Source organism: Peribacillus simplex (assembly GCF_001578185.1).
In the GTDB taxonomy this organism is placed as follows: Bacteria; Bacillota; Bacilli; order Bacillales; family DSM-1321; genus Peribacillus; species Peribacillus simplex_A.
Genome location: NZ_CP011008.1, coordinates 4,423,731 through 4,443,078, shown reverse-complemented (window position 1 = coordinate 4,443,078; position 19,348 = coordinate 4,423,731). Strand labels below are relative to the sequence as shown.

The window sequence follows — 19,348 nt, the reverse complement described above, 5'->3', positions numbered from 1 at the left end:
TCTAAAACGTTCATAGCACTTAGTTCCGGAGAAAGGTTTTAAAAGTCTCTTTCATTATGATCTTTAAACATTTAATCCAATTATTTAGATTCGGGTTTGGAATAGAGGATTCTTTTTCTTTGCACTACAAATTTAACAGCAGAAAATCATAATAATGACCTTATCGGGGAGAGTTCAAAATCGGTATATACCAATTCATATTTGAACTAGTGTTCCAAAAAAGAAAAGGTTTAGATGAAAATGGGACCATTTAGGGAGTTTACTAAAGTATTTAATGGGTAAAGGGTAAGTGCATTTAGGGCTAATGTCTTATTAAGTGGACAGGTAAAGAGGTGATAGTATGAATCGATTTTATAAACGTTATTCAGACGTGATTTTTCATTTATTTAAGGATAATAAATGGAGTAACTTAGCTGAATTATCCGATAAAACAGGGTATTCAAAAAGTACAATCCGGCGTGATTTAAAATTCCTGGAGACTTTAATCCCCGAGGGTTGGGGTTTTGAGAAAAGTGAAAGTCTTGGAATATGTCTTATTAAACCTGAAAATGGTACTTTAGAAAATTTATTGGTGCAAATAAGAGAAAAGAATTCCTATTTTCACATATTAAAGTTAATTCTTTTGAATGATGGTGTTGATATTTCACAGATTTCTCAAGAGGTGCATATTAGTCGTTCCACCGCATATCGTCACCTTGAAAAATTACAGGAGGTAGTACGGGAAGCAGGTGTAAACTTAACTGCTAGCCCATTCAAATTAGTAGGGGAAGAAAAGAAAATCCGGCGCTTTATCATGCAAAATTTGGATTTTGCGACATTGGAAACCTATACAGATAAAGATTCTCTCGATGAAAAGGAATTTCAAACAACGTTACTTCATTTGTTTTCGAAATATTCGATGTCATTTCGGACTGGTGCTTTACACCGACTTACAATGATTTTATATATATCTAATCTTCGTGTTACTATGGGGTATTTCGTTTCCTATCCAAAATCAGTCTTAATGAATTACGAAGGCAGTAAGTATTTTGATTTCTCTAAAGAACTAGGACATTATATGGAAAGATGCCCCTCACGAGATATCCAACTTCAGGAAATATTTTACTTATCGATTTATCTCATGAGTGAGGAAAAACCAGTTAATAGATCACAACATCTTCGATACCTTCGAAACAGAATGAAAAGTAAACAAGGTTTTCCGTTGACTCAATTTTTGGATTCCCTTTCTGAATATGTTTGTTTTAATCTATCACAAGATGATATCTTCTTGTTCCATTTATACCAAACATTAAAGAGAATATCACTTGAAACAGAATTTGAAATGGAGACTGTAAGGAATTCCATGTTACAATATCTTCCCTATTATGAATATAATCCAATTTTTCAGACCATAGAGAAGCTGGCTACCAAATCTTTCTTGACAGTGCCGCTTAAATTTAAGAAACTGGATGTTTTGGAAATATTCTCACTCCTTCAGGCAGCCATTCTGCGAAATAAGAATCAACACACAATAATAGTTGCTTTAGTTTGTCGTACATATACCGAAAAAGATTATATAAGGGAAGTGTTAAAGTATCACTACGGAAATCAGGTGAGGATTTCAACATTCGATCCCTCCAGCAAAGAATTGATTTACAAGTATGAAGAGATTGATTTAATCATTTCGACGGAAGAAGACATTATCGGATTTCAGAAAATTCCAGTAATTATGGTATCCTCTTTTCCAACTCCATCGGAATTAATGCAAATTAAACAATTTTTTGAAGATCATTTTTTTGACCAATTCAATATGGACCCGGGATTGGTTTATCCATATGAAAAAATGAATGCCGTTGTTAAATGATTCAGTGCAGAAAAAACAATTTGGCTTTAACCACCAACGGCAGGAAACAGTTGGTATAGTGAGGAACCCAAGTATATCCGTTTCTGGGGTACTCTCTCTTTACCTAGGGGTTCACTTCAGCAAGGAATGGACATATGTATCATGAGGGAGCCTTTTTGATACATATAACTTCTTAATATTCCGTCCTGGATAAAGCCAAAGCTTACCCAAAAGATCACTTGATGACAGGTTTTCCAGAAAAACAACCGCGCCGATGCAAGGCCGTTGAAACCTAAGCGATTATTTCTTTAACAGCCTCTTACGCATATCCTTTGCGCCAATGTGCTGGACTGACCTCATATCCTATTTCCGCCCGTCTGTATTAGGGACCGTGGGCATGAAAACCGAATGTACTATCGAATCACCCGTTTTTCAAGATAGTTTTTCGCAAAAGAAGCTACAATATCCTTCGCCTGTCCGATATTTTTCAATGAATCCTGACCGTAAAAGCGGGTGACTTCATCTTTTGATAAACATTGGAAGATAGTTTCCGCATCACTTTCACGAATTTCCCGTAATCTTTTCGTGTACAATACAGGAAACATATGATTCCCTCCCCATATATCCATTTTAATGATTCTGTTTCTTTGATGGTTTTTCCTTTATTATGAAGTGCCTATTTTGCCGGTATTTTCGGGAATAATCGGACAAGCTAACATTAGCACGTATTAAACAGCTCAAGTTAAATAGCATTGGATGAAGGGGAGATAGATCATGGGAAAAAAACATCGCAACCGTATCGCTTCACCGAAAAAGAATAACCATATTCCGAAAGCAGACATCATTGCAGAACATGAAGCACATGGTAAGGAATATTCTGCGAATAAACGAAAGAACGGCCCTGGCTCCAATACAGATTGAGTAAACTTATTGACTGCTCTAGCCTTTAAGGGAGAGCGGTCATTTGTGTTTCTTGCCATCAAACGGTTCATCCTATATCTTTAAGAAAGAAGAACCATTGAAGGGAGTTAGGATGATGAAAGCACTTGTCTTTGATGATTTCGGCGGGCCAGAAGTTCTGTCTGTAAGAGAAATTGCAGAACCTGAACATTCAAGATCAGCCGTGATCGTTCGAATGAAAGCGATCGGCTTGAATTTTGCTGATGTATATAGAAGGAAAGGGAATTATCATTTGGTGGGTGATCCCCCATTTATTTTGGGTTATGAAGGGGCGGGGGTCATCGAATATGTCGGGGAAGATGTTCATCATGTGAAAGCAGGTGATCGTGTTGGGTTTGCTGATGTTCCCCATGCCAATGCGGAGCTGGTTTCAGTTCCAGCAGATAAACTGCTGCCGTTGCCTGAGAGCATTTCCTTTGAAACGGCCGCTTCCGTTTTACTACAAGGATTGACTGCCCAATATCTAACTCATGACAGCTATCCAGTTAAAGACGGAGAAACCATTCTGGTCCACGCCGCTGCAGGCGGAGTCGGCCAATTACTGACACAGATGATCAGGATGAAGGGCAGTCAGGTCATTGGCTTGACATCAACAAAGGATAAAGCGGCTGTTGCCAAACAAACGGGTGCCGATCATGTTTTCCTTTACGGATCGGACTGGATGAATTCCATTAAGGAAGTAACCGGAGGTAAGGGCGTTGATGTCGTTTATGAATCAGTAGGCCAAACCTTGCTGAATAGTTTCGAGGCGACAAGGACTGGAGGGACTGTCGTTTTCTTTGGTATGGCAGGCGGCGATCCGGAGAAAATCGATCCAAGGATGTTAATGGATACATCCAAAGCATTAATAGGTGGAGACCTCTGGAATGTCTTGACTTCCCATGAAGAAAGGAAAAGAAGAACAGCAGAGTTGTTTGAATGGATCATGGCAGGAAAAATCTTCGTTGAAGAACCGACTCTTTTTTCGCTGGAAAATGGGGCTGATGCACATAGACTTCTTGAAAGCAGGAAAAGTACGGGGAAAATATTATTAATACCATAAAAAGGTATAAGGGCTTTCCATTCTAAATGGTGGGGCCTTTTTATTTTAGGCTGTTTTCAAATACTATGTTGCTATTTACCAGGTAGTGAGTTGTGGTTGATTTCCCCTCCAGATGCTCGCTTTCCGCGGGAGTCTCGCACTTCCGCTCCAATCAACCTTAAAAGTTTCGTTTTAAAAACAACAATCTTTACGAAAAGAGCCTTATTTTAAAAGAGCCTGCTGCACTCAACACCTTATTCATACTGATGATCAGAAACTTTTTCAGTTCCTTTATATAGGCCCATTCTTAGACCCTTTGATAACTTATATGTTTAAGCCCATGCCATTAGAGGGGCTAAGGCCTGTTGTCAAAACAATCTGCTGACCAAGTTCCCTTATCCACAAGACCATTATGCAACACACGAATTCAGAGGAGAAATCCACAGAGGGCCATCCCAAAACCACAATCGTCATTCTGCAATTCACAGTCGGCCTTCGTCCCCAAAGAAGGCAAAAAAAAGAGAACGGATCCGTTCTCTTGGAAAACATATGACATATGTGATTTTAAGAGGAAATGGAGAGAACATCCAGACGCTTCTTTTGGATCGCGAAATAGGATTGGAGGGTTTCCTTTTTCTTTGAAAGAGAAAAGTTCCGGATAGCCGGGGCCACTGCATGATTGCCGAATTTAAGGGTCAAGGTCAACAGCCTGTCCAACTGGCCATATGTATCGTTTCTAATGCGCGCCATATACTCGGCAGCGACCTGCTTATCATCATCAGTACTTTTCTTTTTTCCTTCTGCCCGAAATTCTTCGGTCACAGTCTTTACACGGGAAATGAGCCATGTTTCGCACCAGTCGTTCAGCACATGGCGGATGAATTCTGCTTGATGGTGCTTTTGGAGAATGGGCTCGATATGTTCAGCCATTTCCAAATCATTCACTTCCCGACAGAGAGCCTTCTCGGAAATATTTCTATGAAAATGAGCGCGTTCAAGCAGGCTTTTGATGGATTCTGCCTGGTGGGCATACTTGACCATCTGTTCCAATGTTTCGTTGTAAATGATCTTGCTTAAATAAGCAGAGGCCTGTTTTGGGGCAAGAAGTAACTGCTTATTGGCAGGAAGCGCCTGGCCAAACTTCTTAAGAGAATGAGAATAGACGAAACGGGCTAACTTCTGCAGTTCCTTTTGGATATCATTGGAGATGTTTGTCGCTTCTTGTAGAAATGAACGGAAAATATATTTGCCGACCCTTTCCAATTCCCTGCATACAGAGTCATTGATATGCCCAAGGTAGCCAGAGTTAAAAATCGTTCTCCGCAACAATGTCCGTTCCGCCCTATTTTCTTTATACTGCTCCAAGACACCTTCGGTAAAGGTGAACACGAGAACTTCTTTCTTTGAAAAAGCCCTGCTTGCAAAAGAAATCGTCACTAAATGGCCTAAAGCGTCATGGATTGCATCGATTGCATCCAATAAGCGCTGCCTTGTGAATAGCGAGCTGGAATCAGGGACGATTTCACTATAATCAAATAGTACTGACTCAGACTTCAAAACAGACATTCGGAAAGCACCCATAAGCAGCAGCCGTTTTCCATGAATCGTTAAGGATTTGAAAGCATCGCTATAAAAGAAACGGTATTTCTTGCAATAACGGTCAGTCTTCCTGTTATAACCAAGATTACTTGCGGGACCAAGGTTAAACTTATAAAAGATATCTTCACCTTGAGGAACAGGCACAAACACTTTCTTTAGAGATCCTTGTGGTGCGGTGAATTTATTGATGATCTGCCTTAAGTACTTTTCTGTCGTTCCGACTCCTCGGGCCATCATATGAAGCGGGCTCTGGATGACCCCGTCCCAATCACTGTGGAGCAAGGCGTACAAACACGTATCGAATTCAGTGGAAGATACATTTCTTAATAGGTATTGGTAAGTTTCTTCATATATCATAAGGCATCCATCCTTTTCTAGAATCTATATAAACATTGAATCGATAAAAGTAGCATCGTTGGAGTAAATAGTTTTGGAAGTTTTATGATATGGATGAAATATTATTTCGATATATTTTGAAGACAGTAAATTAGTTGCACAAAAGTGATAAAATGGTTAAATGGGAACATACATGACAAGGAGAGATATTTAAAACCATGATACTTTCACTACTCGTTTTCATCTTAAAAGGGATTTTTATGAAAATACCATTTGCCATATTGGGACTTTCCTTGATTCCGCAGAGATGGACAAACGCAATCACCAAAAAAGATATATCCTTTTTCATTGAACAGGTGCTGAGACTTTTAGTTTCTGCTGCCATATTGTTTTTCGTTATCGATATTATGCTATTGGATCTAACTGCCACTGCATTCTTTTCGAGTTTTGCCATCATTCTTGGGCTCATTCTCATCATTGATTCCAGAATGTATGTGTACAGTGCCAGGGAATCTTCAATAAACCGACGAAATCGGAGGGGAAACGAAGCTGAGAAGCAACCAAAAACACCTTGGAATGTATATTTCAACAGTTTGATAGGATTCGTTTTGATATTAGCATGGGTCATCATGCTGTTTTACCCCATCACTTTTGCCGCAGATCTGCATGGCTGGACAAAGGTCGATAAGAAAAATGAGCTGGAAGAAGTTCAAGATATAAAAACCATGCCGCTTGTTACAGTGAAAATGGCAGATGCAAAAGGTGATGCAGCGATTAATAAAATAGAAAATGCATCATATTTCACTGAAGGCGAATACCGCCTAACCAATATTAATGATGAATTGACTTATACTTCACCAATTGAAATGGACGGATTTTTGAAAGCTGGGAAAGCGGGATACACGCCAGGTTATAATTTGATTTCTGCCGTATCGACGGATAAAGGGGCAAGTACGGTAAAAGGGAAGATGCTGTATGCTCCCTCACAGTACCTCGATCATGATTTGGAAAGGACCATCCGCAAAGCATACCCGAATAAAATCATCCATGATTCATATTTGGAACCGAACGAAGACGGAAAGCCCTTCTTTGTAGCTTCAGTGGGACATTATTTGAAATACCGAAGCGGGCCCGCAGTGGACGGGGTAGTCGTAGTGAATCCTGAAACGGGGGACATGAAATACTATCCTTTAGGAAAAGAACCTGAATGGGTAGATCGAACATTCACATTGGAAACGGCCCTGGAATATTGGACCTACTGGGGGAAATACGTTCACGGGTGGAAAAACCAGTCCTTATTTGGGCCGAAGAAAGATGTCTTGATTCCAAATGAGGAAAATATGCAAGTTACATTCAACGAAAAAGGCGAATTGATTTATGTAGTGGACTTTACCAGGGCTAAATCAAAAGGAAACTCAAAAACCCTGGTTGGTTACGGTGTTTTCAACGCCAAAACCGGTGAAATGACGTACTACAAAGGCGTCACGTCCGTTCTAACTGGAAAGGAAGCAAAATCCAACGCCAATGCGAGTGAGTTTTTGTCTAAATATCCAGGCTGGAAAGCCACTAATGGAATTTTCTATACGATATACGGTGCGCCCACTTATGTCATCCCGGTTACAAAGGGCAGCAAGTTTCAAGGTGTGGCGATCGTGTATGCCAATAGCGATAACCCCCAAGTTGTCTTTGGGAAAACGAAAGACGAAGCTTTCCGGAATTATAAAAAGCTGATTGCATCTTTAGGGAAAGTCAGCGGTGTAACGCCTCAAAAAGGATTTGAGATGAAAGAAATAAAGGGGAAAGTTACAAGGATCAACGATGCCAATCTTTCCAATGGATACGTATTCTATTTAATCGTAGAAGGCAATGCCAAGAGATTCTCAGTAGACCCTGGAGTCAATGAACTATCTGATGTTGTATTGACGAATGTAGGAGACCGGGTTGTGCTGAAGGTGATGGATATGGAAGAAGATGTAGTTCCAGTCGATCAATTCACTAATCTGGACTTACCTAAGAAATAAAAGCATGAAAAAAAGCATTGGGTATCAGCAATGCTTTTTTTCATGCCTGCATTTAGAGTTCGATTGATTAACATTACAGGTCCGATAGTTTGAATGAAAGGATGGATTTCATATAATATCCCTTTTGAATGACGGCTTTTATTACGAAGTGCCCATTTATCCGTTTCCGCACCCGGTACAGCAGTGAAGCGATTTCTTCTGCCGTCACAATTTGCTCGGGATCACCGATTCTCTCGGGCCATACATGCTGGACAATCTCTTCTTTTGAGATTAGGTTGTCCAAATTCTCATAAAGCAACTTAAAGCAATCGAATTCCTTAGTAGGCATTTTAATGGGCGCTTCATCATTGATGATCACGGTCTGAAGGTGCTTATTGATAGCCACGATTTGCTGTATCTCCGGGTTCACCGGAGTGAAATCCCGTGTTAAATCGTTGTCGATGGAAATCATGAATTCAATCAATCCATTAATCAAAGTAATGGAATCCCCCGGTTCGATGAGGCAGGGATGGCCCGGAACTAGCGGCATCTGGTTCACCGAGGTACCGTGTTTGCTTGCCAAATCCTCAATGAGAAGCTGTCCTTCCTCCATATAAATCCGGCAATGTTCCCTGGAAACGAAGTCATTGTAAAGCATGAAATCAGCTTTGGAGTGCTGGCTTGCACGGCCAATCAGCAGGCTTTTCCCTTCAAAAACATAGGCGAAATCCTCGGTTTGGCCTTTGTGCAAGGTTCTCGATACAACCTTGAAAGTTTTATAGATCATTCATTTCATATCCCCTTAAGAGTCTGAATATTTAGATTATTTTTATAGATTTATCATTTTGGCTACATGGCTGTTTAGTGGGTTCAATTTTATAATTATAAATTATCATACGCTTACTTACTAACGAAAAATGAAAAAAATACAAATTAGGCACACAGCCATTATAACTTAAAGTAATGACGAATGAAGAAAGTAACTCTATTTTTGCTTGCCTTGACTGTCAGAGGGGTGCTTTTAAGGCGTTTCCTCAAAGCCGGCCAGGCAGCACCGGAAGAAGTATGCGATGAAAATGTACCTTACGCTTGTGGAAAAGGAGTTGACCAAAGGTGAGTATGTGGAGAGATAGGATAAATGCCTTCAGCATCCTGCTAATGATCATTAGTATGATAGTATATATTATTTTTCCCCAGCCCTTTACCCTCAGTCTGTACTGTATATTTGGCATTGCTTTTATTAGCCTGACTTTACTGAATTAAGCATATCCTGGATTGGGGAGGGATGTGGGAGACAAAACGGGAAGGAAGAAGACAGAAAAAGGTGGAGGAGGCATGACTGAATACATGACTCTTCCAGTGAAGTTAATATAAAAATTCAGTGCCTGCCGGATCAACGGCAGGCTTTTTTCAAGCTCTAAATTACTAGCAAGAGGTACGCTATCCAAAGATTTAATGATCATTATCATTCACCCATACTTAAAAAGAGCCATTTTTAATTGGAAACGGTATAATAAATTGGCAGAAGTAGACATTAATATGGACTGCCACTGAGTTTTATCGCGTGGATTAACTGAATCTCGAGAGAAAGAACATTTATACAATAAAGTCAAAACAAGAAAAGGAGAAACCATGACAAATGAAACTGGATGGAATTTAGACAATAGTTATGCCCGTCTTCCGGAAAAATTTCACACGAGCACGAACCCGACTCCTGTACGTTCACCGGAGTTGATCATTCTCAATGAACGCGTCGCTGAATTCCTTGGTTTGGACGTTCAAAAGCTTCAAAGTGATGATGGCGTGGCGGTGTTTGCCGGAAACGAGCTTCCAGAGGGTGCTTCGCCTCTTGCCCAAGCTTACGCGGGGCATCAATTCGGGCATTTTAATATGTTAGGGGATGGCCGGGCGATATTGCTTGGCGAGCAGGTCTTGCCTCAAGGCGAGAGGGTCGATATCCAGCTGAAGGGTCCGGGAAGAACGCCATATTCCCGCGGGGGCGATGGCCGGGCTGCACTTGGACCGATGCTGCGCGAATACATCATCAGCGAAGCGATGCACGGGCTCGGCATTCCTACCACCCGAAGTCTGGCAGTGGTGACGACCGGTGAAACGGTAATCCGTGAAACCGGGCTGCCTGGTGCCATCATGACCCGTGTGGCTTCGAGCCATCTTCGTGTCGGAACCTTTCAATTCGCTGCAAAATGGGGCACGGTCGAGGAACTCCGGACCCTTGCCGACTATGCAATAAAGCGTCATTTTCCAGACATTGAAGCCGATGAAAGCCGTTATCTCTCGCTGCTGCAGGAAGTGGTCAAGCGTCAGGCTGAGCTCATTGCCCAATGGCAGCTGGTTGGCTTCATTCATGGGGTGATGAACACCGACAACATGACGATTAGCGGAGAAACCATCGATTATGGCCCTTGCGCCTTCATGGATGCCTATGACCCTGCAACAGTATTCAGTTCAATTGATACTCAAGGCCGCTATGCCTATGGTAACCAGCCGATAATTGGGGGTTGGAATCTTGCGCGATTCGCTGAATCCCTATTGCCGCTGTTACATGATGACGAGGATCAGGCCGTTACACTGGCCCAAGATAAGATTTCTGTTTTTAATGATCTGTATCACACTAATTGGTTAGCGGGAATGAGAGCAAAACTGGGGTTATTCAACGAAGAGACACAGGATGAAGCCCTTATTAATGGCATCCTCAGTATGATGAAAAAGCATGGTGCCGACTATACCAATACCTTCCGTGCTTTGACCTTAGATAAGATGGCGGATACGGTCCTTTTCGGGACACCTGAATTCGCCCAGTGGCAAGAGCTCTGGTTGGCTAGACTAGGCAGGCAGAAGGAATCGAAGGAATCTTCGAATCAGTTGATGGAGAAAAGCAATCCTGCAGTGATCCCACGGAATCACCGGGTTGAAGAAGCATTGGAAGCGGCAGTGGAACAAGGGGACTACAGCGTGATGGAACGGCTTTTGGATGTTCTCTCAAACCCTTATGCACACTCTGATGAACAAGCCGAATACTCCACACTGCCTGCGTCAACAACACCTTACCGAACCTTTTGCGGTACCTGATTATAATGGAGATTATGAAGGAGCTCCCGAGACTGAAGTTGACAAAGAATCAACTTCAGTCTCGGGAGCCTTTTTGTTTATTTAGTAAAAAAGTTTAGTTTGAAGAATATCCATTGCGCGCTCAATATCCGCTAAATCTTCCTTCGAAGCATGTTGCAGCCGGCTTTGGAAACGGGATTCCACGATTGCAAAAGCCTCGTTCATCATCGTTTCCCCCTCTTTGGAGAGGCGGATGTATTGTTTCCGTCTATCTTCCGGATCACTTATTTTTTCAATTAAATTCTTTTCGCTTAATTTTTTCAGTTCACGGCTCGTGTTAGGCATGGAGATGTGCTGACAGTCACTGATTTCACTTGGAGTGACAGGCTGACTGACTGTTATATATTCAAGAATGTGATATTGTACCGGCGTGATGGAATCGGGTTTGGCGTTTTGGGTCAATTCGTGTGTCACTTGATGTACGGAAGTTGTAAATGTGACCATTTTTTCAAAAAGAACTTTTTTGTCCATAACTTTCACCTCTTACTGAGAAGATATCAAAAGTGTTGTCAAAATACAATTATCATTTGACAACAAAAAAGGTGTTGTTGTATTATTGTTATCAAATGATAAGTAAATAGGGGGGACGTCATGAACATGCTAGTCATTTACACATATCCAAATCATGAAAGTTTAAGCTATGCCTTTTTACAAAAAGTCATCAAGGGAAGTAAGGAGAACACCCACATAAAGGGGCTGCAGGTTTTGGATTTATATGAAGAGGGCTTTAATCCGCTCTTGGAGTTCAATGAGCATAAACGAAGGCGTGATATGCATCGTGATCCTCAGCTTGAAAAATATAGAAATCAAATTACTTGGGCCGATAAGATTGTCTTTGTTTATCCAATCTGGTGGGGGAGGCCTCCCGCAATGCTGATGGGATACATTGATCAATTATTTTCTTCGAATTTCGCCTACAGGGATAAAAAGGGATTGTTCCCAGAAGGCCTTCTTAAAGGAAAGTCGGTCGTATGTGTATCAACGATGAAGGGACCTGCAAAGTATCCGCTTCTCTGGTTGAATGATGCGCATAAAATATTGATGAAAAGAGCGTTATTCAATTTTGTCGGAATCAAAAAAGTGAAGTTTTTCGAATTCGGTAATATGGAAAGCCCAAAGGGGAAACAAACCCAAAAGCTAGAAAAGGTATATCGGTATTTCAGAAAGGTGGCAAGCTAAGTTATTACGTGATTGATAGAGGCACTTGATTTGGATATTTTGCGATGAACCTTGATTTAAAGGGCAAGAGTCTTGATTGATTAAGATTAAAACTCCATAAAAACTAGATGATAATTGATTTTGCTTTCTTGATTTCCACTCCAGGCACTCGCTTTCCGCGGGCGGTCCGCCCTCGGCGCTTCTTGTGCCTGCGGGGTCTCCCTTTGACGCGCTTTTCTAACCAGAAGTCTCGCACCTTCCGTTCAATTAACTTTGCTTTGAAATATAGATGAAATTTCTGGTTTGAATAAGGTTAGTTTCTCGAAAAGGTAGTTCCTATGCGAAATGCTTCATCTGTTTTTTAAACTTTGGGTTGCCGACATATGTCGGCAACTTTTCTTTTTTTATCGCTTTACATGTAACAGATTACATAGTTTGTTATGTAACCACTTAGCTGTGCAGCTTCGTAATCATTCCCGTTTTGTTTTCACTAACCTCCATTTGTTCTTGATGAAGGTAAGGATCATACAAATCACTATGATCGACAATGAAGCTAATCCACTTAACCATATGCTTTGGAATTCACTTACATAAGGCTTGATGATGTATGAGGCAACGATGGCCAGGACCGCGCTTATCGGTATGAAATCAGCGACTTTCCCTTTGCTGAATACGATAACAAGGATTGGAGCCAGCAATGCTGAATATACATTACCTGAATAAAATAAAAGCTCTAAAAGGTTTGGGGAATAGAAGAGCGTAGCTACGAAAACCAATCCTCCAATACAGGTTGAAAGAAGGCAGGCCATCCTTATTTTTTGCTGGTCGCTTTTTTTCGTTTGAAAGGGTACAAGAATATTGGCTACGATCAGGCTTATCAATGAATGCAGGCAGGCACCGAATGTTGAGGTGATTGCACTGAAGGCACAGAGCACAAAAAGGATGAAAAAGAATGGTGTTGTTATCTTGTTTGCCAATCCAGCCAAAATCGAGTGTATGTCAGTGAAACCGCCCGTAAAGATAACCATGATGAACAGGGATGAAAATGAGAGCGGGAATATAATCCATATAAGGCCAGATAAAGAGAATGTTAAGGGGACTTTTTTCAACTCTATCATAAATAATCGCTGCCATGATGTCAGGTCAAAGAAAAACTGGCCGAACCCGACAAGAAGTCCTGCAAAAAGAAAACTCCATAGATCATACTTATTGATTACGAGCATGTATGGATGGTATAAACGAATCCCATCATAAACAGGCTGAATCCCTTCTTTGACGAAAAAGTATAAAGGAATTAAGATAACGGCGGCAAACATGAAGACGACTTGAAAAGCTGCGAATCCATGAATGAGCTTTAACCCGCCGAAGCCGGCAAAAAGAACACAAAAGCCGAAAAAAAAGAACAACCCGACATATAGCGGCGTATCGAAAAGAAACTGGCATAGGGTGGACGCTGCCATTCCCTGGATGAATAAAGTATATAAGCTGGTCATGACCAGGATCACGATCAATATCCAATATCCCAAAGGATGAAGCCTGGTTTTTAAATAGTCCCCGATGGTCAATCCCACTGGAAAATCCTGCCGGACCCTCTTACCGATGAAGCTGAACATGAACAGGGCGATCGCTCCCATAAGAGCATAGCCGATCCCTCCGAAAACTCCATACTTCACCATCGATTCAGGGGAGGATAATATCGTGGTTCCTGTGACCCAGCGTGCCAGGAGGGAGATGATCCCTAAGCCCATCCCAATTTGAATGGGGCCTTGTACGTATTCTTGAAATGTACGTTGTCGCAAAGTTCATTTTCCTTTCTCGCGGAACTCTTTAGGAGTGATTCCCTCTATCTTCCGGAATAAAGTGCTGAAATAATGCTGGCTATTGAAACCTGAGTTCTCAGCGACATCTGATATGCTCCAGCTGGTGTTATTGGTTAAGGCCCTTTTAGCAGCTTTTATTCTATATTGCATTATATATTCCGAAAAGGAAGTACCGACTTCTTCATGGAATTTCCTGCTTAAATAAGTCGGGTTGGTATGCACTTCACGAGCGATATCCGAAAGGGAGAGTTTTTCAGCATAATTTTCATGTATGAATGAAAGAGAATGGTGAATCAGGGTTGAATAGTTATGGGAAGACTCCCTTTTATCATATCTGGATAGCACTTTCTGCAAATCGCTTTCTATTACAGGCTTCGTTAAATAATCAACCACGCCTATCCTTATGGATTGCTGGGCATAATCGAAACTTTGATGCGCGGTCACCATTATGATTTCCACTTCTTTGTTCAGTGCCCTTAGGTCTTCACCAAATTCAAGACCCGATCGCCCGGGGAGATTAATATCCAGGAAAGCGAGATTAATTTTATAATTTTGGTTGAAGGTCAGTGCCTGACAGGCATCAGCAGCTTTATGAAACTTCCAAAAAGGATAAATGGACTGAATCATATATTCCATTTGTTCAAGGACCAATGGTTCGTCATCAACTAATAATACATTCATTCCGGGGCCGCCTCCTCCATTTTCTTATCATAAACAAGTGGCCATGATACCTCTACCTTTGTTCCCGATTCATTAGAAGATATATTCAATTGTGCACGGTCACTGAAATACAGATATAAACGTTTTTGGATATTATCCAGGCCATGGCCGCCTTCGTCAGTAACGGAAGATGCATTTCCCATTAAACCATTATCCGCCACTTCCAGATACACCATCTGCGAATCCCGATAGAACCGGATATGCAGAAGGGCTTCCCCCACTTTTTTTTCCAATCCGTGTTTAAACGAATTTTCCACTAAGGTCTGGAGAATGAAAGGGGGTACCAGTGCGATTGATAATGGGTTTGGGCACTCCATATCAATCTTAAGGCGGTCACCAAAACGTAGGGTCTGGATGTCGAGATAATGCTGGGTATACTGAATTTCCTGGGAAAGGGGGATTAATGGTTCTGAAGCTTTATATTTGAATTTCAAGAATTGCGAAAATGCCTCTAAGGCCCGTATCAATTCAGCCGTCCTGTTCAGGCGGGCCAATCCCAAAATGACATTTAGTGTATTAAATAAAAAGTGGGGCTGGATTTGCTGGTTCAATTTATTATATTGTGCTTCTTGCAGTGCTTGCTCCAGGCGTATCTCTTTGTTTCTATTTTCAAGAAGGTCGATCCTTTTCTCGAATATGAATAAAAATAAAAGAGCGATAGCTCCCATGATGGGAGCTAAAATGAAGAGCATGATAATTAACGTGAATCCCTCGTAACTAAGCATGGAGAACCTCTGCTGGTTATATTTTTAAATTACTTGAATTATTCTGTTTATTAGTATCATACTAAAGACCCCTCCGGAAATCTACAACTTATGACACAATGTGACAGGCCACTTGATGATTTTGTGCTGAGAGCTTTAGCTCGGGTAACTGTGTTTTACAGATGTCCATCGCAAAAGGGCACCGTGTATGGAAGCGGCAGCCGCTAGGAGGATCGATGGGTGAGGGGACATCACCCGTTAATAGGATTCGTTCTCTTTCATGCACCGGATTCGGTACTGGGATGGCAGATAGCAATGCTCTCGTATATGGATGCTGCGGCTGTTCGAAAATGGACTTTTTATCTGCTATTTCGACTATCTTTCCGAGATACATGACCATTACGCGATCCGAGATATGCCTGACCACTCCCAAATCATGTGAGATGAAAAGAAAGGTAAGGTCGAACTGTCGCTGTAAGGATTTTAATAGATTCAGTACTTGTGCTTGAATGGAGACATCAAGTGCAGATACAGCTTCGTCACAAATGATCAATTTTGGGTCTACTGCAAGAGCCCGTGCAATGCCGACCCGCTGTCTCTGGCCGCCGCTGAATTCGTGCGGGTATCTTTCCATGGACTCCGGTCTCAGCCCCACATGGCCCAATAATTCTTCAATCCTGCTCTTTCGTTTTTCTTTAGGCACTACATTTTGGATGGCCAAAGCTTCTCCGAGGATTTGCCCTATAGTCTGCCTAGGATTAAGAGAGGCAAATGGATCTTGAAAAATAACTTGCAAGTCCTTCCTGGTGCTCCTCATTTCTTTTTTTCCTAAACTGAGTAAATCCTTGTCCTGAAAGTGAATGCTCCCGCTTGTAGGTTCATCCAATCGAAGGATGGCCCTTCCGGTGGTCGATTTTCCGCAGCCTGATTCGCCCACTATGCTTAAGGTTTCACCCTGATAGATATGGAAGCTAATATCATCAACGGCTTTTACATGATTGACGGTTCTTCCGAAAAATCCACCCTTGATCGGAAAATATTGTTTCAATTGATCTACTTTAAGCAAAACCTTTTTCTCTGCAACTGGTACCCCCATCATAAAACCCCCACCTCTTCTTGAGTGTTATAGTCCTTCTCCCATTGGGGGGTGAACATCCAGCAGCTGACCTGGGTGCTTGGACCGGTTGCCTGGAGATCCGGTACGGCTTGTTCACAAATGCTCTTCTTATTTGCACAGCGGGGAGCAAAGCTGCAGCCCTTGGGCATGTTGTAAGGACTTGGAACAGTCCCGGGAATTGTAGTCAGTTCTTCCTGGTCCATATCCAATCGTGGAAGGGATTTTAATAAACCGATGGTGTATGGATGCTTTGGGTTTGTGAATATTTCCTTGGCCAAAGTGTATTCAACTATTTTTCCTGCGTACATGACGGCAACCCGGTCGCAGGTTTCATATACGACCCCCAAATCATGAGTAATCAAAATGACAGCCGTCCCGAAATCCTTTTGCAGCGTCTTGATCAGTTCGAGGATTTGGGCTTGGATCGTCACATCCAGTGCCGTTGTAGGTTCATCCGCTATTAAAACCTCAGGATGGCAGGCAAGTGCCATGGCAATCATGACCCTTTGCCTCATTCCGCCGCTTAGCTCATGCGGCTCCTGTTTTGCCCTTTTTTCAGGTGAGGGGATCCCGACGAGCCGAAGCATTTCGACGGCTTTGTTCCATGCTTCTTTTTTTCCCAGATTTTGATGGAGCCGGATGGCTTCTGCAATTTGCTCACCCGCTGAATATACGGGATTCAATGATGTCATCGGCTCTTGGAATATCATCGAAATTTCATTACCGCGTATAGATCGCATCTGTTTTTCAGTCTTCGTAAGCAGATCCTCCCCTTTAAAAAGGATGCTGCCCCCGGCAATCTTTCCAGGGGGCGATGGAATAAGCCTTAATAATGATAAGGATGTTATACTTTTACCACTTCCAGACTCCCCGACGATTCCGAGGGTTTCCCCTTTATTGAGGGAGAAACTGATTCCGTTGACTGCTTTACTCGTTCCTTCGTCAGTGAAAAAGTGGGTCTGCAGATTTTTTACCTCAAGTATTTTATCATCAACCTGTTTCATCATCCTGCCTCCTTAATTCAAGTCTATTCTTTTGTTAAAGTATCGATAGAGGACATCCACTGCCAAATTCATGAATACGAAGATAACGGAAGCAATAAGGACCCCGCCTTGAACCATTGGTAAATCCCTCGTTCTGATTGCATCAACTATCAATCTCCCAAGACCATTGATGGCAAATACGGACTCTGTCAATACGGTACCGCCGAGTAGTGCACCGAACTGGAGGCCCACGACCGTAATGACGGGGATAAGCGCATTTTTCAGGCCATGTTTATAAATGATGACATATTCTTTTAATCCCTTTGCTCTTGCAGTCCGGATGTAGTCCTGGCGAACGACTTCGAGCATGCTCGACCTGGTCATCCTTGCTACAATGGCCGCTCCGCCGGCCCCAAGGGTTATGGCTGGGAGAATCATGTGCCTAATGGTTCCCCAACCTGAAACCGGAAACCAATGAAGGTTTACGGAAAAGAAGTAGATAAGCATCAGACCTAACCAGAAACTAGGTAATGAGATTCCTAATAAAGCAACGATCATGATGGAAATGTCAGATACCGAGTATTGTTTGGTTGCCGAGATGATTCCTGCCAGCATTCCAAGGACAACGGTTATGAAAATGCTTGCAAGTGCCAGTTCAAGGGTGATTGGCAAGCGGACCATGATTTCGTCCAAAACAGGGCGGCTGCTGCGGAGAGATTCTCCAAAGTCACCTTGTACAGCATGAATGATATAGTCTGCATACTGATAGAGGATTGGACGATCAAGACCAAGATCATGTCGCAGCGATTCAATCGTTTCTTTAGTAGCCCCTTCACCTGCAAGCAGTGTTGCCGGATCTCCAGGGACCATTTGCATGATGAGGAAAACAACAAGACTCACTCCTAGTAAAACCGGTATGGTTTGAAAGACCCGTCGGATTATAAAAACGAACATTTTCTCTCCTCCTTATTTTTTCATTCTTGGATCCAGAGCATCTCTAAGTCCATCCCCGAAGACGTTGAAACCCAGCACCAGTGTTGATATGGCTATTCCGGGAAACAAGGCGATGTGAGGGGCGCTGAACAAATAATCCCGACCGCTGCTCAGCATGGCTCCCCATTCCGGTGAGGGAGGCTGGGCTCCCAATCCAAGGAATGATAATCCGGCTGCCGACAGAATGGCCGTTGCCAGACGTAATGTAGCTTGAACGATGACGGGTGATAGAATATTCGGAAAAATGTGCTTGCGTATGATCGTGAAGTCAGTGGCTCCCAATGCACGAATGGCATCGATATATTCCAGCTTCCTGACTGACAATGTGGAACCGCGTACAATCCGGGCAAACATCGGTATGGAAAAGACACCGACCGCTACCATTACATTAATTAAACTTGGGCCAAGGGCACTAATGATGGCAAGAGCCAGCAATATTCCCGGGAAAGCCAGCAGAACATCGACAATCCTCATAATGATGGTATCGATCCATTTTCCGTAATAACCTGCTGTTAACCCAAGCAGTATGCCGATGAACGCCCCGAAAAATACAGAGACAAACCCAACCGTTAATGAAAGCCTTGTTCCATATAATAATCTGCTTAAAATATCCCTTCCCTTATCATCCGTACCCATCCAATGTTCGGCTGACGGAGGCTGGAGTTTGTGGACTAAATCAATTTCATAGGGATCCTGTGGTGAAATCAAAGGTGCAAACATGGCCAATAAAATATAAAAAAGTACGATGTACCCGCCTATCAATGCCAATTTATTTCTCTTGAATTTTTTATAAAAAGCTTTCCAGTTTCTTAGTTTTGGAGATTTTCTTTCGTTTACCTTCAATTCGGTATTATTCAAGACGACCTCTGGCTTCATTGGATTTCCTCCTTTTCTTTCATTAAATTTATTCAAAATATGTATTGAAGTAAATATGATGCGGAAAAGCAGTAAAGATAATTAAAAAATGAGTAAAGATTCTGAAAATA

18 protein-coding genes are annotated in these 19,348 nt (G+C 42.1%); 6 read left to right on the top strand and 12 right to left on the bottom strand.

Translation table 11 applies throughout. The annotated features are described in order from the left end of the window. Nucleotides 1-340: 340 nt before the first annotated feature. Nucleotides 341-1,843, top strand: coding sequence for a BglG family transcription antiterminator (locus UP17_RS20720; protein ID WP_061464918.1), 1,503 nt, complete (start codon nucleotides 341-343; stop codon nucleotides 1,841-1,843). Between the two features lie 392 nt (nucleotides 1,844-2,235). Here the strand turns inward: UP17_RS20720 and UP17_RS29790 are convergent, their stop codons facing one another. Further along, nucleotides 2,236-2,427 carry a GNAT family N-acetyltransferase gene (locus UP17_RS29790; RefSeq protein ID WP_289319646.1) on the bottom strand — a complete coding sequence of 64 codons (192 nt, stop codon included), beginning with the start codon at nucleotides 2,425-2,427 and terminating at the stop codon, nucleotides 2,236-2,238. A 169-nt stretch (nucleotides 2,428-2,596) separates the two neighbouring features. Between UP17_RS29790 and UP17_RS27920 the strand changes: the two genes are divergently transcribed. Then, nucleotides 2,597-2,743, top strand: coding sequence for a hypothetical protein (locus UP17_RS27920; protein WP_100298038.1), 147 nt, complete (start codon nucleotides 2,597-2,599; stop codon nucleotides 2,741-2,743). Nucleotides 2,744-2,858: 115 nt separating this feature from the next. Further along, nucleotides 2,859-3,824 (top strand): quinone oxidoreductase family protein, encoded by a 966-nt coding sequence (locus UP17_RS20710; RefSeq protein ID WP_061466207.1) that lies wholly within the window; start codon nucleotides 2,859-2,861, stop codon nucleotides 3,822-3,824. Nucleotides 3,825-4,367: 543 nt separating this feature from the next. Here UP17_RS20710 and UP17_RS20705 read toward each other — a convergent pair. Then, entirely contained in the window at nucleotides 4,368-5,759 is a 1,392-nt protein-coding gene (locus UP17_RS20705; protein ID WP_061464916.1) for a hypothetical protein, read from the bottom strand. Nucleotides 5,760-5,998: 239 nt separating this feature from the next. On the opposite strand from UP17_RS20705, the gene UP17_RS20700 reads away from it, so the two are divergent. Beyond that, on the top strand, nucleotides 5,999-7,759 hold the full coding sequence (locus UP17_RS20700; RefSeq protein ID WP_155727408.1) for a hypothetical protein: 1,761 nt from the start codon (nucleotides 5,999-6,001) through the stop codon (nucleotides 7,757-7,759). A 73-nt stretch (nucleotides 7,760-7,832) separates the two neighbouring features. Here UP17_RS20700 and UP17_RS20695 read toward each other — a convergent pair whose 3' ends face one another. Together UP17_RS20695 and UP17_RS20690 are read right to left on the bottom strand one after the other, a co-directional pair. Then, nucleotides 7,833-8,525 carry an FHA domain-containing protein gene (locus UP17_RS20695; RefSeq protein ID WP_061464913.1) on the bottom strand — a complete coding sequence of 231 codons (693 nt, stop codon included), beginning with the start codon at nucleotides 8,523-8,525 and terminating at the stop codon, nucleotides 7,833-7,835. Between the two features lie 472 nt (nucleotides 8,526-8,997). Beyond that, complete coding sequence (locus UP17_RS20690) at nucleotides 8,998-9,201, bottom strand: hypothetical protein (protein ID WP_061464911.1); 204 nt, start codon at nucleotides 9,199-9,201, stop codon at nucleotides 8,998-9,000. Nucleotides 9,202-9,370: 169 nt separating this feature from the next. On the opposite strand from UP17_RS20690, the gene UP17_RS20685 reads away from it, so the two are divergent. Continuing rightward, nucleotides 9,371-10,828, top strand: a complete 1,458-nt coding sequence (locus UP17_RS20685) for a protein adenylyltransferase SelO (protein WP_061464909.1) — start codon at nucleotides 9,371-9,373, stop codon at nucleotides 10,826-10,828. Nucleotides 10,829-10,909: 81 nt separating this feature from the next. Here the strand turns inward: UP17_RS20685 and UP17_RS20680 are convergent, their stop codons facing one another. Then, entirely contained in the window at nucleotides 10,910-11,338 is a 429-nt protein-coding gene (locus UP17_RS20680) for a MarR family winged helix-turn-helix transcriptional regulator (protein WP_061464906.1), read from the bottom strand. A 120-nt stretch (nucleotides 11,339-11,458) separates the two neighbouring features. Between UP17_RS20680 and UP17_RS20675 the strand changes: the two genes are divergently transcribed. Next, on the top strand, nucleotides 11,459-12,046 hold the full coding sequence (locus tag UP17_RS20675; RefSeq protein ID WP_061464905.1) for an NAD(P)H-dependent oxidoreductase: 588 nt from the start codon (nucleotides 11,459-11,461) through the stop codon (nucleotides 12,044-12,046). Between the two features lie 449 nt (nucleotides 12,047-12,495). Here the strand turns inward: UP17_RS20675 and UP17_RS20670 are convergent, their stop codons facing one another. The 7 genes from UP17_RS20670 to nikC all read right to left on the bottom strand — a co-directional run bounded on the left by UP17_RS20670 (nucleotide 12,496) and on the right by nikC (nucleotide 19,238). Then, nucleotides 12,496-13,824, bottom strand: a complete 1,329-nt coding sequence (locus UP17_RS20670) for an SLC5/6 family protein (protein WP_155727406.1) — start codon at nucleotides 13,822-13,824, stop codon at nucleotides 12,496-12,498. 3 nt (nucleotides 13,825-13,827) lie between these two features. After that, complete coding sequence (locus UP17_RS20665; RefSeq protein ID WP_061464903.1) at nucleotides 13,828-14,526, bottom strand: AraC family transcriptional regulator; 699 nt, start codon at nucleotides 14,524-14,526, stop codon at nucleotides 13,828-13,830. Continuing rightward, nucleotides 14,523-15,290 (bottom strand): sensor histidine kinase, encoded by a 768-nt coding sequence (locus tag UP17_RS20660; protein WP_061464901.1) that lies wholly within the window; start codon nucleotides 15,288-15,290, stop codon nucleotides 14,523-14,525. The genes UP17_RS20665 and UP17_RS20660 overlap by 4 nt, the downstream gene beginning before the upstream one ends. A gap of 88 nt (nucleotides 15,291-15,378) precedes the next feature. Beyond that, nucleotides 15,379-16,368, bottom strand: coding sequence for an ABC transporter ATP-binding protein (locus tag UP17_RS20655; RefSeq protein WP_284149545.1), 990 nt, complete (start codon nucleotides 16,366-16,368; stop codon nucleotides 15,379-15,381). After that, nucleotides 16,365-17,390 (bottom strand): ABC transporter ATP-binding protein, encoded by a 1,026-nt coding sequence (locus UP17_RS20650; protein WP_061464899.1) that lies wholly within the window; start codon nucleotides 17,388-17,390, stop codon nucleotides 16,365-16,367. The genes UP17_RS20655 and UP17_RS20650 overlap by 4 nt, the downstream gene beginning before the upstream one ends. 12 nt (nucleotides 17,391-17,402) lie before the next feature. Beyond that, complete coding sequence (nikB, locus tag UP17_RS20645; protein WP_061464897.1) at nucleotides 17,403-18,323, bottom strand: nickel ABC transporter permease; 921 nt, start codon at nucleotides 18,321-18,323, stop codon at nucleotides 17,403-17,405. A 12-nt stretch (nucleotides 18,324-18,335) separates the two neighbouring features. Next, nucleotides 18,336-19,238: a nickel transporter permease gene (gene nikC / locus UP17_RS20640; protein ID WP_061464895.1), complete on the bottom strand. Its 903-nt coding sequence runs from the start codon at nucleotides 19,236-19,238 to the stop codon at nucleotides 18,336-18,338. Nucleotides 19,239-19,348: the final 110 nt, after the last annotated feature.

Excerpts from the sequence above, each read along its gene's own strand:
- UP17_RS20655 (WP_284149545.1), bottom strand. The coding sequence starts at position 16,368 with ATGATGGGGGTACCAGTTGCAGAGAAAAAGGTTTTGCTTAAAGTAGAT.
- nikB (WP_061464897.1), bottom strand. The coding sequence starts at position 18,323 with ATGTTCGTTTTTATAATCCGACGGGTCTTTCAAACCATACCGGTTTTA.
- UP17_RS20700 (WP_155727408.1), top strand. The coding sequence starts at position 5,999 with ATGAAAATACCATTTGCCATATTGGGACTTTCCTTGATTCCGCAGAGA.
- UP17_RS20650 (WP_061464899.1), bottom strand. The coding sequence starts at position 17,390 with ATGAAACAGGTTGATGATAAAATACTTGAGGTAAAAAATCTGCAGACC.
- nikC (WP_061464895.1), bottom strand. The coding sequence starts at position 19,238 with ATGAAGCCAGAGGTCGTCTTGAATAATACCGAATTGAAGGTAAACGAA.
- UP17_RS20710 (WP_061466207.1), top strand. The coding sequence starts at position 2,859 with ATGAAAGCACTTGTCTTTGATGATTTCGGCGGGCCAGAAGTTCTGTCT.
- UP17_RS27920 (WP_100298038.1), top strand. The coding sequence starts at position 2,597 with ATGGGAAAAAAACATCGCAACCGTATCGCTTCACCGAAAAAGAATAAC.
- UP17_RS20705 (WP_061464916.1), bottom strand. The coding sequence starts at position 5,759 with ATGATATATGAAGAAACTTACCAATACCTATTAAGAAATGTATCTTCC.
- UP17_RS20690 (WP_061464911.1), bottom strand. The coding sequence starts at position 9,201 with ATGATCATTAAATCTTTGGATAGCGTACCTCTTGCTAGTAATTTAGAG.
- UP17_RS20660 (WP_061464901.1), bottom strand. The coding sequence starts at position 15,290 with ATGCTTAGTTACGAGGGATTCACGTTAATTATCATGCTCTTCATTTTA.
- UP17_RS20720 (WP_061464918.1), top strand. The coding sequence starts at position 341 with ATGAATCGATTTTATAAACGTTATTCAGACGTGATTTTTCATTTATTT.
- UP17_RS29790 (WP_289319646.1), bottom strand. The coding sequence starts at position 2,427 with ATGTTTCCTGTATTGTACACGAAAAGATTACGGGAAATTCGTGAAAGT.
- UP17_RS20665 (WP_061464903.1), bottom strand. The coding sequence starts at position 14,526 with ATGAATGTATTATTAGTTGATGACGAACCATTGGTCCTTGAACAAATG.
- UP17_RS20675 (WP_061464905.1), top strand. The coding sequence starts at position 11,459 with ATGAACATGCTAGTCATTTACACATATCCAAATCATGAAAGTTTAAGC.
- UP17_RS20685 (WP_061464909.1), top strand. The coding sequence starts at position 9,371 with ATGACAAATGAAACTGGATGGAATTTAGACAATAGTTATGCCCGTCTT.
- UP17_RS20680 (WP_061464906.1), bottom strand. The coding sequence starts at position 11,338 with ATGGACAAAAAAGTTCTTTTTGAAAAAATGGTCACATTTACAACTTCC.
- UP17_RS20695 (WP_061464913.1), bottom strand. The coding sequence starts at position 8,525 with ATGATCTATAAAACTTTCAAGGTTGTATCGAGAACCTTGCACAAAGGC.